The sequence below is a fragment of the Bradyrhizobium cytisi genome, assembly GCF_008123515.1.
In the GTDB taxonomy this organism is placed as follows: Bacteria; Pseudomonadota; Alphaproteobacteria; order Rhizobiales; family Xanthobacteraceae; genus Bradyrhizobium; species Bradyrhizobium cytisi.
Genome location: NZ_VSSR01000011.1, coordinates 109,447 through 126,142, shown reverse-complemented (window position 1 = coordinate 126,142; position 16,696 = coordinate 109,447). Strand labels below are relative to the sequence as shown.

Sequence of the window (16,696 nt, the reverse complement as noted above, 5' to 3'; positions counted from 1 at the left end):
GCTCGGTATACCAGTCCCGTCATCCTTCGAGGCTTGCTCTGCGGCGCGATCGCGCCGCAGAGCGCACACCTCAGGGTGACGGATAACAGTATCAGATCACGTAAAACCCGTGCGTGCCGTCACGGCGGAGCTGGTCGACGAGGCCGTATTCCCAGTCGAGATAGGCCTGCATCGCGCGCTCGGCGATGCCGGTTCCCTCATAGGGGCGGCGGTAGCGATGCGCGGGGTCGGGCTTCGGCAGGCCCAGCGGAGGACCGACCTCGAGCGTGCCGGCATAGCCGCCTTCGAGCACATAGACCTCCCACCCCATCTGCGCGAGCCAGGATGCCGTCATGTCGGCGCGTACGCCCCTGTCGTCGGCCAGGAGGATGCGCGCGCCGCGCACCGGCGCGGCCATGTCGGTCTCCTGCACGAGCTGGCCGCCCGGATAGTGGCGGAAGCCGGGGAGATGACCGGCTGCATACTCCTCCGCGTCGCGCACGTCGAAGCGATAGAGCGTGCGGCTGGTCTCAGCGACCAGCGCCGACATCTCGTTCGCGCCGATATGGCGGACGCCGGCGCGATAGGCGACGTCGCGGGCATTGGCCGGGCCACCCGCGAACGACCCGACCGCGCCACGCCGGCCAGCACCATGAGCGAGCGTGTGCCGCGCCAGTGTCCAGCCGATCGTGCCGTTGCGTAGCGCCCGCACCTTGTTGGGCACGCCGGCATTGATCAGCGACTGGGTGCCGATGATCGAGCGGGTGCGGCCGGCGCAATTGACGATGATGGTGGTGTCAGGATCGGGCGCGGCCTGCCCGGCCCGCAGCACCAGCTCGGCACCAGGCACGCTGACCGAGCCCGGAATGTTCATGGTCGCATATTCGTCGAAGCGGCGGACGTCGAGGATGGCGATGTTGGCCTTGTCCGCGATCAGTTTTGCCACTTCGTCAGCGCTGAACGACGGCGTGTGCCGGCGCGCCTCGACCAGCTCGCCGAACGCCTTTGAATAGGAATTGACGTCTTCAAACACCTCGTAGCCCGCCGCGCGCCAGGCTTTCAGCCCGCCATCGAGTGCACGGACGTTGCTGTAGCCGAGTGCCGCGAGGCGCTCGGCGCCGGATGCGACCAGCCCCTCGCCGTCGTCAAACAGCACGACCGGCGCGTCCTTGCGCGGCAGCCGCACCGCGGCCTCGATTGCGATCCGGTCCGCGGCCATGTTGGCCGCGAACAGCGGATGGCCGGTGGCGAAGGCCGCCTCATACCTGAGATCGAGCAGCGCGATCTCCTCGCGCAACAATAGCGCGCGGCGGATATCGGCGGGGGTGACGGTCGAAAGCTTCATGGCATGAACCCTAAGCAAGGACAGGCCATGGGCTTTTGAACGATTGCGGCGGGCTTGGCTAGCCTTCGCATCCGTTCACTCGCCCGGAACCAGCCGCCCGAGCGGCTGCTGCGCCGGACGCCGCAGCTTGCGACGCGACAGGTACAGCAGGACACCCGTAACGGCAAACAGCGGCATCAACGCCGCGGCGATCATGAAGGCGAACTTGCCGGGCCAGCCCAGGACCGCGCCGCGGTGGATGTCGAGCACGCTCGCAACGGCTTTCTCGCCAGGCGTCTTGTCGGCATAGCGCTCCGCCGAGATGATCTGGCCGGTGACAGCATCGATGCGGAACTCATCGCGCATGGACTCGAGCGTGGAGTCCTTCGGCCACGACCGGATCCGCATCACCGTGCCCGGGGCGGTCGGGAGCGTCAGCTGCGCCCTGGCGAAGCCGTCGCTCTCCTCATGCTTGAAGGCCGACCATGCGCGATCGAACCCGACCGGCTGAGCCGGTTCGGGACGGCCGGGTGGACGCGGCTGCTTCGGCTGCATCTTCGCCGCCGCCACATGCGGACGCGACAGCAGCCAGACCACGCCGTCCTTGTACCAGTCAAACGAGTACCAGAGCCCGGTCAAGGTCATCACGAGATAGACCGGCAGGACCCAGGTGCCGATGACGGCGTGCAACGAGCGATACAAGCCGCGGCCACTGAGCCCGAAATTCGGCTTCAGCCACATCTTCACGCTGCTTGCCCGGCGCGGCCAGCGCAGCACGAGCCCCGAGATCAGCATCACGATCAGGCCCAGCGCGGCAACACCGGTAACCTGGCGCCCCCAGCCCTTGGCATCGCCGGGGATGAGTAGCCAGCGATGCAGCCTGCGCACCGTTGCGAAGAAATCCTCGCCGCGTGGAACGCCAAGCACGTGGCCGTCATAGGGATCGACATAGAGCGAAGACGGCCGCGCGCCCTGCTCGTCGCGGGCGAAGCGAATATGTACGGCCGCAGACGGATCGCTCGACAGCATGATGGCCGTAACCTTGCCGGCATCCGGCACCGCCCTCAGCCGCGCGACCAGCTCGTCCGGCATCAGCGCCGGAGCAGTCGGTGGCACGACCCGCATGATGCCGGCGTTCAGATGGTCGACGATCTCGTCCTCGAAGCTCATGATCACGCCAGTCAGCGCGATCAGGGACAACAGCAGCGCGAGCACAAGGCCGGCAATGGAATGGACCTGAAGCAGCGTCGCCTTGATCCTGTGCCCGAGCCTACTCATCGAAGCCCGCCTTCTTGATGAGCGCGATGGCGGCTTGCTGGGTCCGGCCGATCTCGTCGATCGGCAGCGCATCGGCGGTGAGCGAGCCCATTTCGGCAACGATGGGCGCGCGCTTGGCATTGTCCAGCACGGGATATTCAAGCTCCGCGGCCGCAAACATCCACTGCGCCGGCGGCGTGACCAGGAACTCCAGGAATTTCTGCGCGCCGGCGACGTGCGGCGCATGTTTCGCGATGGCCGCACCCGTGAGGTTCACATGCGTACCGCTGCCGTTGAAAGCGGTCGGAACCGCCTTGACCACCATCGCCCAGGCGCGCCAGTCGGCCCCTTCCCGTCCGTCACGCAATTGCGCCAATGCCACGGTGTTGCCGATACCGATCTCGCACGTCCCTTGCGCGATCTCGCGGATCACGTCGTTGTCCTTGCCAGCAGGCTTGTGGGCGAGATTGGCCTTCAGACCGGCGAGCCAGGCCTCGGTCGCCGCTTCACCATGGTGAGCGAGATAGGCGGCAACAAGCGCGACATTGTTCTGATGCAGCAGCGAACGCACGCAGAGCTTTCCGCGCCATTGCGAACGCGCGAGGTCTTCATAGTCGATCGCCGTGATTCCACTGTCGTTGCGCGCCATCACGACGCGCGGGCGGATCGCAAGCGCGATCCACTGCGAACTGCCCCCGCGAAGGTTGGCCGGAACGGCCTGTTCGAGACGCGGCGACGTGAAAGTCTGTGTCCGATCGCCTGTAGCAAGCTGGGTGGTCTTATCCAGTCCGATTGTCAGCAGGATGTCGGCGGGCGATGCCTCGCCTTCCGACGCCAGGCGCTTGACGAGACTGTCCTCGACGAAGACGATTTTGACGTTGATGCCGCTCGTTTCCCTGAAGGCCGCGGCAACAGGCGCAACCAGGGCAGTCTCCCTGGTCGAATACAGCGTGATCTCCTCGGCGCGACTCGCACCTGTGGCCACAAGGCAGGCAGACGCCGACGCGATCAGGACCGCGATGGCTTTGCGCTGCATCCCCATCGCTAGAACTTCACCGTGGCCGACAGCGAGAACCGCCGCGCATCGCCGATCGCGACGGCTAAAGCGCTCCCGGTGGTGGACGTATAGTAGACCTTGTCGAACAGGTTCTTGACGTTGAACTGGTAGGTCACCGGCAGCTTGTCGATCTTCGTGTCGTAGGTCGCAAAGACGTCTGCGACGGTGTAGGCCGACAGAACGAACGTGTTAGCGGAGTCGCCCGGCCGGTCGCCGACATAGTGCGCGCCGCCGCCGAGCCGCAAACGTCCGGGCAGCCGCTCGCCGAAATCGTAGACGAGATAGAGCGAGGCCGTGTTCATCGCGGCGTTGAACAGCTTGGCGTTGCCGACATCGGGATCGTTGATCAAGCGCGCATCGGTATAGCCGTAACTTCCGATCATGCTCCAATCGTCAGTCAGCTTGCCGGTCACGTCCAACTCGACTCCGCGCGACCGGGCCGCGCCGGACGTTCGCGCCGAAACCGTCCCGTTGCCGAGATCGTCCCTGACCAGCACGTTCTTCTTCTGGATGTCGTAGAACGCCAGGGTACCCGACAGCCGCTTGTTGACGTCGAATTTGAAGCCGGTTTCCCACTGTGTGCCTTCCTCGGGCGCGAAATTGCCGGTGACCACGAAACCCACGGTCGTACCCGCGAACTGCGCAATGACCGAAGTCGGCTTCAACGACTGCGTATAGCTCACATAATAGGAGAGCTCTTCGCTCAGCTTGACGATGACGCCGCCGAGCGGCAGCACCTTGTCGCCCGCTAGATTGGTGTTGGTGATGAACAGAGGCCGGCCCTTTCCCGCGAGCTGCTCGTATTCCATCCAGCGCACGCCGCCGACCACGGATAGCCAGTTGGTCAGGTGGAACGTGTCCTGGGCGAAGAAGCCGCGGGTTCCGAGCTTGTCGGTCTGCTCGCTGTCGATTGCAGAAACGGTCGTACCCGGCGTGACCAGCCCGTAGACGGGGTTGTAGAAATTGAAGTTCGCCGTCGCCTGGCGGATCAGGTCGCGGCGATCGATCGTGCGATACAGCGCCTCACCGCCGAACAGGATCTCGTTGCGGAAGCCGCCCACCCAGACGTCACCCTGCAGATAGGAGGTGCCATAGCTGGCGTTGCTCAGCGAGTTCTGGGTGCCGTCGTTGCTGCGTTTCTCGACGCCGGTCGTGGCGTCGACATTGGTGATGCGGAGCTGGTTGGCGCTGTAGGTCTCGGTGTTGTAGCTGTAAGCCGCCGTGACCTTCCAGTTGTCGTCGAGCCTCTGCTCGACCGAGGCCTGCACCAGGTCGGACGTGCCCCACATGTTGTTGAAGGGTTCGTCGAGCCGGCGCGTCGCGGGGATCGCCAACGGGGCGCCTTTGACGAAGGCGGTGCCGCGGTCGAACGGATAGATGAATTCGCGGTGCTCATAGGTGAGCTGAACCGTCGTGGTCTCGCCGTACCAGGCGAGCGACGGGTTCACGAGCATTTCCCGATGGCGGCCGAAATTGCGCCAGTAGTCCTCGCTAACACCATAGCCGATGAAGCGATAGGCGAGACCGCCATCGCCGATCGGACCGGTGACGTCGAGTGTGCCGTCGGCGCCGTTGCGGTTGTTCGCGTAGGTCGAGCCGAGCAGCGTGACCGAACCGTGCTGATAGAGCTCCGGGCGCTTGCTGATCGTGTTGACGATACCGCCGGGATCCATGATGCCGTAGAGCAGCGAGGCCGGTCCCTTCAGCACCTCCACGCTGTCGACTGCGGCGTTCAGGCTGCGGCCCTGCACCAGCGGCATGCCGTTGCGCATGATCGAACCGTCGCGATTATCGCCGAAGCCACGGCGGATCACGGCGTCCTGGGTGCCGGCGAGCGTGTTGGTCTGGGTGATGCCGCTGATGTTGACCAGCGCATCGTCGATGTTGCGCGGCAGCTGGTCCTTGATGACCTGCGCGGGCACGACGTTGACGGATTGGGAGGTGTCGAGCGGTGATGCGCCCGAGCGCAGCGTGCTCGCGCTCGGCATCGCGCGATAGCCGAGCTTTGCGGCTTGTTGTGCGGCGGCTTCAGTCGCCGCGCGTTCGGACGGCGTCGGCGCCGCGGGCGGACCGGCCGTCGGGCTACGGCGCGCGACTGCCTGTGTGCGTCGTTGCGACTGCTCCGAAGCGCGTGCCTGCTTCGGCCGCTGCGTCGGTGCATCCACATTCACCGGCGGCAGCGCCGTTTGCGCCTGCGCATTGGTGGTGTCGAAGGGATATCCGGCGAGCAGCACGGCCGTTCCGATGAGAAGGCTGGCGCGGCTGTTGCCGGCGCGATTTCGATGACCACTGGCGCGAGGGCCATCCACAGGAGCACGCACTTTCGATTCACTTCCAAGTCACAGCATTGAAGTTGGCGCATCTACCAGCCGCGGCGAATGAAGAGAACCTGGCAGCGACTTGAATCGCTCTAGTGTTGAAGCGTTCTAAGCTTTGTTGCTCGCCGTGCGGCAATCGTCGCTTGCCATCGCAGGGCGCACGACACGCAGATCGCGAATTCGCGACAACGTGTCGCGCCCTCGTGCGATCTCAGGCGATGGCGAACTCGCCCGCGAATCGGCTTGCCGCCCAACCACGCCGGCGTCGGTCGCCGGTTACCGCGACGGGGCGAAACGCACGGCCACAAGATGCAAGCCATCCTGGCATCGCGATGCGCCCCAAGCCGTCACATCGATCGAGACGTTGCTTGGGCGCAACAGCGCAGGAACTTTCGGCAACGGCACAGCTACCTTTGGTTGCGGAGTTCATCCGGATCGTGCGAGTTTTCCGGAGGGCGCTTCAACGGGGGGATCGGACCATGGGCATCCGAGTCACAGCCGCGGTTTTGCTTGGCGCATTTCTTGGCGGGTGCGGCTTGAGAGTGCCCGATTTGCAGGAATTTCCAGCCGCGCCGATCGACGGACAGCTCATGGTCCAGTCGATTGTCACCAGCGTGCACTGCGAAATTTGCGAATGCCGTCAAGTTTGTAATAAATCGCGATCTTGAACTCGCCCGTTTGAATCACGGAAAGCGATATGCGGAGTGGCTGGAGACCTGGGGCGTCCAGGTCAGCCTCACGCTGACCATCGAAGAAAGGTCGTCCCTCAATCCAAACGCGGTCTGGCTGCCGCCCACACCGGCAAATTCGATATTCACGCTTGCCGGAGGAGCGACAGTCTCGGCCGACGCGACTAGGACCGACACGCTGAACTTTTTCTATACCATCCATGACCTCTACTATCGCAAGTATTGCCAGACCGGCGTGCAGATGGGCAACTCGCCCTCTCCCCTGGTTCGAAGTGATCTGAAGCTCAGGGAGTGGCTACAGGCGCAGGTCGGACCGGTCGCGACGCAGGACATCTCGCCCCCCAGCGACCCCGGTGGGCCGCTCGAGCGAAATGCGATTTCTCACGAGGTCAAATTCGTCATATCGACCGCGGGCGACCTGACGCCAGCCTGGACGCTCGTCCAGGCGACGATCAACCAGAATGGAGCACTCCTCTCGGCAAGTCGCGATCGCACGCATGATCTGACGATTACGTTCGGGCCCAACGGCGGTCAGAAATTGGCGCTGCCAGCACTCGAAGCGCACTTCGCTAAGCAGGTCGGGCTTGCGGTCTCAACCAATCTGAAAGGCCGATAGCAATCGGACATCAATGACGTCGCACCATCGAGGAACAGGCAATGGCAAAGGCCAAAAAGCGTGCAAAGAAGGCAAGGACGGGGAAAAAGGCAACGACGGCGCGAAAGGTCAAAAAAGCAAAGAAAGTAGCGAGCCGCCGCCAGAGTCTGACGGCCAAGGCGGCGCTCCCCAGCTCGCCAATCTATGTTTCAGGGCCAAACGGCGAGCTCGAGCGTTGCGACTGGAGCAGCGAGCAAAACATCTACGTCTGCAAAGTCGTGAGCGATGGCGATACAGCGCCCGCCGGCGCGCTTATGATGCGGCGTGCGACCCGGACAGCCTGATCGGCGTCGCTCCGCAAGCAGCAACAAGGGCGCACGTACAAACCAAGCGCCGCGTGGCGGCGTGACCGCAAGCTGCGGATGTTATGGATCGGCCGTGCGGTTTTTGCAGCTACGTGAGCGCGGGGCTGGTCAATTCGTCCAGCTTCGCCTTGAGCGCGGTGCCGTCCGACAACGCACGCAGCGGCGGACGCACGCGCAACCAGCCGGCGTCGCCGGTCTGTGCGGCGAGAATGGCCTTCAGCGTCGTGAGGAAGGATGGCGATTTCACCACGATATCGACCGCGGCCTGCATGCGGGCTACGACATTCTTGCCGTCGAACATCGCCTTCACCAGCTCCGGCGCGATGTTGGCCATGCCGCAGATGGTGCCGGCGCCGCCGCCGGCGATCGCACGCGCGATGTCGGTTTCGTTGCCGACCGTGATGGCGAGCTCCGGCGCAGCAGCGCGGAATGCCTGGAACTGCTTGAATTCGCCGCTGGAGTCCTTCAAGCCGGCGACCACCTTGCCGTAACGCTTGCGCAAATTCGCCGCGACCGTCGTCGGGATCGCGACGCCTGAGACCTGCGGAATATGATAGAGATAGGCACGCAGGCGATCGTCGGCGACACCGTCGAAGATCGCCGCGAACGCATCCTCGATGCCTTCGGGCGTGACGCTGCGATCGAAGTAAGGCGGCAGATACAGCACGTGGCGCAGACCAAGTCCGAGCACGGCGCGCGTCAGCGCGATGCTGTCGCTGATGGCGGGGAAGCCGCCGCCGATGCCGATGCGTTCCGCCGGCACGCCGGCCTTGAGCACGGCTTCGATGGTCGCTATGCGTTCGGCGACATTGAACGAGGTGCCCTCGCCGGTGGTGCCGTACAGCACGACGCCGTCGACGCCCTTGCCGAAGAGTTTTTTGGCATGGGCGGCAAGCTTGGCGGAGTCCACGCTGCCGTCCGTCGCGAGCGGCGTCGCCGACGCCACCCAGAACCCGCGAATTGCCTCCGTCATAGCACCACCCATTGTTGCGGCTTCCGAGTAAGCCCCGGATTTCCAATGATCTTAGGGGGGTTACCGAGCCTTGTTTTTGCTTTACTTTTTAGCTTGTACCTTACATACAAGATAGGCGCAAATCCTTTCCGCCGTCGCGGCGCGCGTGAGGCGCAGCCAAATCCAGAGGAGGTCTCGCATGAACATGGTGACCTCCGCGGGATATCCCGAGCCATCGCTCGCCGCGTTGCGTAACAAGCTCGGTGCCGCAGCCGTGCTGACCGGAAGCGACGTGCCCGCGCGCAATTGCAACGACTGGAGCGCGAGCCTGCCGCAGACGCCGCTCGCAGTGATCCGGCCGCTCGATGCGCAGGGCGTTGCCGATGCGATCATGACCTGCCGGCAGGCACGCCTGCCCTTCGTGCCGCAGGGCGGCTTGACCGGGCTCTGCCGCGGCGCCGCACCCGAAGCGGGCTGGGTCGCGATCTCGCTGGAGCGCATGACCGGCATCGAGGAGATCGATCGCGCCTCGATGACGATGACGGTGAAATCGGGCACGCCGCTGGAGACGATCCAGAAGGCAGCCGACGAGGCCGGCTTCTTCTTTCCGCTCGATCTCGGCTCGCGCGGCTCCTGCGCGATCGGCGGCAATCTCGCGACCAATGCCGGCGGCAATCGCGTGATCCGCTACGGCATGACGCGCGAGCTGGTGCTCGGTCTCGAGGTGGTACTGCCCGACGGCACCATCATCACCAGCCTCAACAAGCTGATGAAGAACAATGCCGGCTACGATCTGAAGCATCTCTTCATCGGCTCGGAAGGCACGCTCGGGATCATCACCCGCGTGGTGCTGCGGCTGTTTCCGAAACCGCGCTCGACGATGGCCGCGCTCTGCGCATTGAAGGACTATGCCGCGGTGATCGCGCTGCTCGATGCGGCACGCAGCGGACTCGGCCCGCTGCTGTCGGCGTTCGAGGTGATGTGGCCGGACTATTGGGACGTGATCACGACGCGCGCCGGCGTCAAGCCGCCGGTCGCCGCCGGCCAGGGTCTCTATGTGCTGGTCGAAGCGCAGGGCACCGACGAGAGCGTCGATGCGCCACGCTTCCAGGCCTGGCTCGAAGAGCTGATGGAGCGCGGGCTGCTCGCGGATGCCGCCGTGGCGCAATCGCTGGCGCAGACGCAGGCATTCTGGCGCGTGCGCGACATCTGCGCCGAATTCGGCCAGGTGCTGGGTCCTCACATCTCCTACGACATCGGCCTTGCGGTGGCGCGGATGGACGAGTTCGCCACGCGCTGCAAGGTGGCCTTGGCCACCGGCATCAAAGGCTGCGAGAGCGTCTATTACGGTCATATCGGCGACGGCAATCTGCACCTCGTCTCCTGGGTCACGGGCCTTCCCGTCGAGCAGCAGCCCAAGGAGGAGATGGACACGATCATCTATGGTCTCGTGCGCGAGATGGGCGGCAGCGTCTCCGCCGAGCACGGCATCGGCACGCTCAAGAAGAAGTGGCTTGGGCATGCCCGCAGCGAGGGCGAGATCGCCTTGATGCGGACGTTGAAGGCCGCGCTCGATCCCGATCATCTGCTCAATCCCGGCAAGGTCGTCTGAGAGCATCCATGCGCGCGCTGAAGCTCGATGCGCCGAAATCGCTGTCGCAGCGGGTGATGCTGCGGCTGCGGCAGGCGATCATCGACGGCGAATTTTCGCTCGGTGCCGCCATCTCCGAGGAGATGGTGGCAAATTCCTTTGGCGTCAGCCGCACGCCGGTGCGCGAGGCGATGGGCCAGCTGCAGGCGCAGGGGCTCGTGGTGATCCGGCCGCAGGTCGGCAGTTTTGTGTTCACGCCGAGCGCGGCGGACATTGCCGCACTCTGCACTTTCCGCATCGCGCTCGAACCCAGGGCCGCCGAGCTCGCCTTTCGCCACGACCGCGATGGTGCGATCGCGACCATGAACGATGCGATCGCGGCGATGGAGCCGGCGGTCGAGGCCAAGGACAACATCGCCTACGGCCGCGCCGACGCCAGCTTTCACGAGGGCCTGTTCGCGCATTGCGGCAACCGGTACCTCGCCGAATCCTACCAGCTCGCATCTAGCCGCGTCGCCGCGCTCCGCACCAACCTGACCTCGCCGATCGACGTGCGCACCCGCTCCTCCTTCGACGAGCATCGCAAGCTGCTCGATCTGTTCGCGCGCGGCGAGCACGCCTCCTTCGAAGCGGCGATGACGACGCACATCACCAATTCAGGCGTGGTCTATGCAAAAGCGCTGAAGGTGGACTGAGCGGTCCTACCGCGCGTCTCCCGATTCCGGTCTGTCCAGAAAATCCAGCGCGGTGTTGATCTGTTCGAGCTGATGCTCAATCTTGTCGCGGTCCTCGACCGACTGCGCCTGCTCGAGCTGTTCCACAAGCTTCTGCTTCCGCGACAGCAAATTCTCTATGACTGTATTCACAGCTCCCCCACCGCCCGAGGCGAATATCGTGGTCATCCGGGATCCTGGACCGAGCGCGCGCGAGCCGGGCTCGCCGCAAACCCCATCACAATGTTCGCGAAGGCAGATGGTTCCCGGAACCTTAACCTTTCACGTGCCCGTCGGAACCTATGCCTGTGCGCCATGGACACCCAAACCATCACCGCCGAAAAGCCCCTGATGGCGCAGGCGCGCCCGCGCAAGCCGGCGCCGTTCCTCCCCATGAGCCGCGCCGAGATGGATGCGCTCGGCTGGGATGCCTGCGACATCGTGCTGGTGACGGGCGATGCCTATGTCGACCATCCGAGCTTTGGCATGGCCATCATCGGCCGGCTGCTGGAGGCGCAAGGCTTTCGCGTCGGCATCATCGCGCAGCCGGACTGGCAATCGGCCGAGCCGTTCAAGGCACTCGGCAAGCCAAAGGTGTTCTTCGGCGTCACCGGCGGCAACATGGATTCCATGGTGAACCGCTACACCGCGGACCGCCGGCTGCGCAGCGACGACGCCTATACCGCCGGCGGCGAAGGCGGCAAGCGGCCGGACCGCTGCACCATCGTCTACGCCCAGCGCTGCCGCGAGGCGTTCAAGGACGTGCCGGTCGTGCTCGGCGGCATCGAGGCCTCGCTGCGCCGGATCGCGCATTACGACTACTGGTCCGACAAGGTGCGCCGCTCGGTGCTGGCCGACGCCAAGGCCGACCTGCTGCTCTACGGCAACGCCGAGCGCGCCGTGGTCGAAGTCGCGAACCGCCTCGCTGCCGGCGAAGCACCGCGCGAGCTCGATGACATCAGGGGCGTCGCGCTGTTCCGTCGCGTGCCCCAAGACTATGCCGAGCTGCACGCCGACGATCTCGATTCCGCCGACGAGGGTGCCACGCGCCAGAAGGGCGCGACCGTGATCCGGCTTCCGGCGCTGGAGCAGGTCGAGCAGGATAAGGAAGCCTATGCGCGCGCCTCACGCGTGCTGCATCGTGAGAGCAATCCCGGCAATGCGCGGCCGCTGGTGCAGCGTCACGGCGACCGCGACCTCTGGCTCAACCCGCCGCCGATCCCGCTGACCTCAGAGGAGATGGACGCGGTCTACGACCTGCCATACGCGCGCGCGCCGCATCCGTCCTATGGCGATGCAAAAATCCCCGCCTGGGACATGATCAAGTTCTCGGTGACGATCATGCGCGGCTGCTTTGGCGGCTGCACCTTCTGCTCGATCACCGAGCACGAGGGCCGCATCATCCAGAACCGCTCCGAGGGTTCTATCCTGCGCGAGATCGAAAAGATCCGCGACAAGACGCCGGGCTTCACCGGCGTGATCTCCGACATCGGCGGCCCCACCGCCAACATGTACCGGATGGCGTGCAAGGACCCGAAGGTCGAGGCGGCGTGCCGGCGGCCGTCCTGCGTCTTCCCGGAGATCTGCCCGAACCTCAACACCTCGCACGACGACCTGATCCGGCTCTATCGCAAGGTGCGCGAGACCAAGGGCATCAAGAAGGTGATGGTCGCCTCCGGCGTGCGCTACGACCTCGCGGTCGAGAGCCCGGAGTACATCAAGGAGCTCGTCACCCATCACGTTGGCGGCTACCTGAAGATCGCGCCCGAACATACCGAGCGCGGCCCGCTCGACAAGATGATGAAGCCGGGCATCGGCGCCTACGACAAGTTCAAGCGGATGTTCGACGCGGCGGCCGAGCAGGCCGGCAAGAAATATTACCTGATCCCGTATTTCATCGCGGCGCATCCGGGCACGACCGACGAGGACATGATGAACCTCGCGCTCTGGCTCAAGAAGAACCGCTATCGCGCCGACCAGGTGCAGACCTTCCTGCCCTCGCCGATGGCGACCGCGACTGCGATGTACCACACCGGCGTCAATCCGCTGCGCGGCGTGCGCCGCGGCGGCAGCGACAAGGTCGAGGCGATCAAGGGCCTGCGCCAGCGCCGCCTGCACAAGGCCTTCCTGCGCTACCACGACCCCGACAACTGGCCGGTGCTGCGCGAGGCGCTGAAGGAGATGGGCCGCGCCGACCTGATCGGCTCGCAGCCCCACCAGCTCGTGCCTGCGCACCAGCCTCCGGGCACCGGCAAGGCCGCCGGCACGAGGCGGCCGGTGCGTCCGGGTGACAAGACGCAGCGGTTCACGACAAAGGGGCTGCGGGTGATGAAGTAGCGGGGACGCGAGCAGGCTCGTTGTGACTTGCACCCCTGCAAAAATCGAAAACAACCCCATGCACAGTAGCTAGCCCGGGATAGCGAAATCAAAGGCTTAAAGCGCAACGCGATCGGGATGAGCCGTCATAGCGTCTGAGCTTGTTGTTTGAGCGCGATATTTCCGAAAAACAGAAAAGCGCTTGACCCGTCGGGCAAAACAGGCGCAAGATGGCATGATCGGCGCGTGTGGCAAGCGCTCCCTCACGCGACAGCTCGACAGGCATCTGCCTACGAGGGCGCCTACTCATAAACGCGTACTCATAAACTCGTCAGGTCCGCTTATGAACAGGCCGCTCGGACCAATCAGCTCACTCCAACCAGCGCCTTACAGACCTCCCGGCTGGCCTCTTGGAATAATTTGACAGCACTTCCGGCCCGTCGTCCCTTCAAGGTGATTGAGGCTATCGGGGCGGAAGTATCGCCAAGATCGACGTTCAGCGCGCGCAGCCATGCGCTACTCGATCGCATTCTGAGTATCTGCATGGGCAATAGGGTTATAAACCGGCTGCTCGCCAACAGATTCAACCGCATGTAGATTGAAATCGTGGTGACGGTCGTTGGCGGAAGCGGCAGGTTATGTCGCCGAAATAGCTCGACGCCGGTACGCCCCAAAAAAGAATCGGGCGGCGAGAGCGTCCACTGCTCTTGCATAAGTTCTGCGAGCTTCAACTTCTTCCTCGATCGCAGGAGCGGATGCCGTCGCTCCGCCATCACCGCAAGGGAGGATCTAAACAGCACCTCCGCGGACAAATCATCGGCGACCGGCAACGGCGCCCAGCGCGTTATGGCCAGATCAAGCATTCTCTGACGCAGAGCATGCTCCAGCGCATCCCGATCACCTATCGTGATATGATACCTGATGCCTGGATATCTGCGGACGAGATGTCCGATAATTTCTGTAACGATGGCGGTGACCGGCTCGGTCGTACCGATCGCAACGAGCCCTTGCGCCGGATCTGACCTTTGCACAATGTCGGTAACACCTAGCTTTATTTCGTCGAAAACGACGCGCGTGCGATCGACAAGAAGGCGACCGCACTCAGTGAGTTCAACTCCGCGCGAAGTGCGATCCAGCAGCGCAGCTCCGACGGAATGCTCCATATCGGTGATAGCTTTGGAGATCGCCGGCTGCGACAACCCGAGACGGCGAGACGCCTTGGCCATGCTGCCGACCTCTGCGACGGTCTGCAGCGTATGCAGATCCTTGAGGCGTAGGCGTCGGCCGATGCGGTCGTGCCACTGCATGGGCATTCACCTCACGTTATAGCCCGATAGGAAAATGCAATTTCGGGTTATAGCGTTGTTGCTTCAGAATAGCGAGATGGAAAGCCGGCCGGATTATCGCATTGCTGTCCCAAGCACATGGAGAACGCCATGCAGCTTTACTCGCGTCGCGCCATACTGGCCGGGTTTTCGGCTCTGGCTCTTCCGCTACCCGTTATTGCTGCCGACCAGCCGCTGAAGATCGTGTTTCCATTCGCGCCTGGTGGGTCGGGAGATTCGATCGCGCGGCTGTTTGCCGAGCAGCTTCAGACCAGGCTCGGCAAGGTGGCGATTGTGGAGAACCTTGCTGGCGCTGGCGGGCGTATCGGCGCTCAGGCGGTCAAGAATGCAGCACCGGGAGAGGAGGCAGTGCTGTTTGCTTCCGCTTCGCAATTCACGCTTCAGCCGCATCTCTTCAGGAGCCTGGGATATGATGCAGAGCGCGACTTTGTGCCACTTTCGCAGGTGATGACGGTCGATCTGGCTCTGGCGGTCAGCGGGAAGCTGCCCATCCATTCGGTGCACGAACTCATCGACTGGATGAAGGCCAATCCCGAACAGGCTGTGTACGGCTCGCCGGGAGCAGGTACAGCACCTCATTTCATCTGCGGCGAGTTTGGCCGGATCACAGGCCTAAACCTGCGCCACACGCCCTATAGGGGTACGCCTGCTGCCCTCCCGGATGTGCTGGCCGGCCGGGTCCCGATGTATATGGCGTTTCTTTCCGAACTCCTGGAGCAACATGGGGGCGGTGGCATACGCATCATCGCCACCGCAGCCGCTGCGCGATCTTCCTTCCTGCCCCAGACCGCAACTCTGAAGCAGAGCGGGATCGATATCGACGCGGCCGGGTGGTTCGCATTCTATGCGCCTGCCCATTCCTCGCGTCAGTTCGTTGAGCGCCTGGGAAAGGAGATCATTGCAATCGGGAGCGATCCCGAAATGCGCGCAAAGATTCATGCCATGGGGTGCGAGCCAACAGGAACGACATCGGACGAACTTGAACATATCCAGCGCGCCGAGTTCGAACGCTGGGGACCGATCGTCAAGGCGTCAGGATTCCCGATCGAAGGCTAGAGCGGCACATGACCACCGATCCCCGCGAAAAGTTGTTGGATCTTGTTCAATCGCACCGCGTGACGGCAGTGATCTATGTCGCTGCCCGGCTGGGGCTCGCCGAGTTGCTGCGCGACGGACCGCGAACGGTCGACGAACTTGCGAGCCGAACCCACACGGATCGGGACGCACTTGCCCGCTTGCTCGTCGCTCTCTCGACCGTCGGCATCTGCTCTCGCGTCGGTGAAGGCCGCTACTTGCTAACCGAGCTGGGGGCGGGACTCGACGGTGCTGCGGGACGATCATTCAAGAACTGGGTCATTTTTGAAGGCTCCATGCTGACCAGGAGGTGGGATGGTCTTCTGGATTCGATCATGTCGGGCAAGACGGCTTCCCAACTTCAGGACGTCGACGACAATTTCGACCTGATGGCGCGCTCGCCAGAGCATGTGCGGGTATTCAATGAAGCCATGACGGACCTGACACGGCTGGTCACGCACGATCTACTGCAGGCCTACGACCTTGGCACGATCTCCCACTTGATGGATGTCGGAGGCGGCTCCGGGCAACTCATGGGCGCGGTGGCGAGGGCATATTCAACCATCAGAGGAACGGTTTTCGATCTGCCGAGGTGCGCCGACGCCGCCAACCAGCACTTCGGGCACCTCGGAATCTCCGACCGCGTCGACTTTGTTGCAGGCGATTTCTTTCACGCGGTGCCTGCAGTGGCCGATGCGATCATCTTGAAAAGCATTATTCACGACTGGGATGATGAGCGCAGCCGCATCATTTTGGGAAACTGCCGCAAAGCGCTTCCCCAAAAAGGCAGACTGCTATTAGTCGAACGTGCGATGCCCGAATTGCCCGGTACCGATGACGCGGGTAGGTCGTGCGCGATGAGCGATTTAAACATGCTACGCGGTCCAGGTGGACGGGAACGGACCGAAAGGGAATATTATCGGCTCCTGACCGAGAGTGGCTTCCGTCCCATCGCGGTTCTCCGCGCAGGCCGCTTTAATCTGACCGAGTCGCGGCTTTGTTGAGACCTGGAAGCCGGCCGCGGCTATGCGGCGATGCGCCAGAGGCGGACAAACACGCCGCAACGAGTGGGGCGTGCTATTCGATGACATCATCGGCCTTAGCAAGCTCTCGCACTGTC

Annotated in this window: 14 protein-coding genes; 7 read left to right on the top strand and 7 right to left on the bottom strand. The window is 63.7% G+C overall.

The annotated features are described in order from the left end of the window. Window positions 1–91: 91 nt before the first annotated feature. The 4 genes from FXB38_RS06010 to FXB38_RS05995 form a co-directional block, all read right to left on the bottom strand. Entirely contained in the window at window positions 92–1,324 is a 1,233-nt protein-coding gene (locus tag FXB38_RS06010) for a rhodanese-like domain-containing protein (RefSeq protein WP_148749844.1), read from the bottom strand. Between the two features lie 75 nt (window positions 1,325–1,399). Further along, window positions 1,400–2,581 (bottom strand): PepSY-associated TM helix domain-containing protein, encoded by a 1,182-nt coding sequence (locus FXB38_RS06005; protein ID WP_148749843.1) that lies wholly within the window; start codon window positions 2,579–2,581, stop codon window positions 1,400–1,402. Further along, window positions 2,574–3,596 carry an extracellular solute-binding protein gene (locus FXB38_RS06000; protein WP_246229699.1) on the bottom strand — a complete coding sequence of 341 codons (1,023 nt, stop codon included), beginning with the start codon at window positions 3,594–3,596 and terminating at the stop codon, window positions 2,574–2,576. The genes FXB38_RS06005 and FXB38_RS06000 overlap by 8 nt, the downstream gene beginning before the upstream one ends. 8 nt (window positions 3,597–3,604) lie before the next feature. Further along, the gene (locus FXB38_RS05995; RefSeq protein WP_148749841.1) at window positions 3,605–5,938 is read right to left on the bottom strand and encodes a TonB-dependent siderophore receptor; all 2,334 of its coding nucleotides are present in this window, start codon (window positions 5,936–5,938) and stop codon (window positions 3,605–3,607) included. Between the two features lie 600 nt (window positions 5,939–6,538). On the opposite strand from FXB38_RS05995, the gene FXB38_RS05990 reads away from it, so the two are divergent. Together FXB38_RS05990 and FXB38_RS05985 are read left to right on the top strand one after the other, a co-directional pair. Then, window positions 6,539–7,240, top strand: coding sequence for a hypothetical protein (locus FXB38_RS05990; protein ID WP_148749840.1), 702 nt, complete (start codon window positions 6,539–6,541; stop codon window positions 7,238–7,240). Between the two features lie 41 nt (window positions 7,241–7,281). Further along, window positions 7,282–7,563 carry a hypothetical protein gene (locus FXB38_RS05985; RefSeq protein WP_148749839.1) on the top strand — a complete coding sequence of 94 codons (282 nt, stop codon included), beginning with the start codon at window positions 7,282–7,284 and terminating at the stop codon, window positions 7,561–7,563. Between the two features lie 109 nt (window positions 7,564–7,672). Here FXB38_RS05985 and FXB38_RS05980 read toward each other — a convergent pair whose 3' ends face one another. Next, complete coding sequence (locus tag FXB38_RS05980; RefSeq protein ID WP_148749838.1) at window positions 7,673–8,557, bottom strand: dihydrodipicolinate synthase family protein; 885 nt, start codon at window positions 8,555–8,557, stop codon at window positions 7,673–7,675. A gap of 178 nt (window positions 8,558–8,735) precedes the next feature. On the opposite strand from FXB38_RS05980, the gene FXB38_RS05975 reads away from it, so the two are divergent. Together FXB38_RS05975 and FXB38_RS05970 are read left to right on the top strand one after the other, a co-directional pair. Further along, a complete protein-coding gene (locus tag FXB38_RS05975; protein WP_148749837.1) occupies window positions 8,736–10,148 on the top strand; it encodes an FAD-binding oxidoreductase in 1,413 nt (470 codons plus the stop codon). An 8-nt stretch (window positions 10,149–10,156) separates the two neighbouring features. Beyond that, window positions 10,157–10,822 (top strand): GntR family transcriptional regulator, encoded by a 666-nt coding sequence (locus tag FXB38_RS05970; RefSeq protein WP_148749836.1) that lies wholly within the window; start codon window positions 10,157–10,159, stop codon window positions 10,820–10,822. Window positions 10,823–10,828: 6 nt separating this feature from the next. Here FXB38_RS05970 and FXB38_RS05965 read toward each other — a convergent pair whose 3' ends face one another. Continuing rightward, window positions 10,829–11,029 (bottom strand): hypothetical protein, encoded by a 201-nt coding sequence (locus tag FXB38_RS05965; protein WP_148749835.1) that lies wholly within the window; start codon window positions 11,027–11,029, stop codon window positions 10,829–10,831. Window positions 11,030–11,155: 126 nt separating this feature from the next. On the opposite strand from FXB38_RS05965, the gene FXB38_RS05960 reads away from it, so the two are divergent. Further along, window positions 11,156–13,177: a YgiQ family radical SAM protein gene (locus tag FXB38_RS05960; RefSeq protein ID WP_148749834.1), complete on the top strand. Its 2,022-nt coding sequence runs from the start codon at window positions 11,156–11,158 to the stop codon at window positions 13,175–13,177. Between the two features lie 344 nt (window positions 13,178–13,521). Here the strand turns inward: FXB38_RS05960 and FXB38_RS05955 are convergent, their stop codons facing one another. Continuing rightward, entirely contained in the window at window positions 13,522–14,463 is a 942-nt protein-coding gene (locus FXB38_RS05955) for a LysR family transcriptional regulator (protein WP_187434688.1), read from the bottom strand. A gap of 129 nt (window positions 14,464–14,592) precedes the next feature. Here FXB38_RS05955 and FXB38_RS05950 point away from each other — a divergent pair, with 129 nt between their 5' ends. Beyond that, a complete protein-coding gene (locus FXB38_RS05950; protein WP_187434687.1) occupies window positions 14,593–15,558 on the top strand; it encodes a Bug family tripartite tricarboxylate transporter substrate binding protein in 966 nt (321 codons plus the stop codon). Window positions 15,559–15,566: 8 nt separating this feature from the next. Then, window positions 15,567–16,580, top strand: coding sequence for a methyltransferase (locus FXB38_RS05945; protein WP_148749831.1), 1,014 nt, complete (start codon window positions 15,567–15,569; stop codon window positions 16,578–16,580). Window positions 16,581–16,696 lie beyond the last annotated feature (116 nt).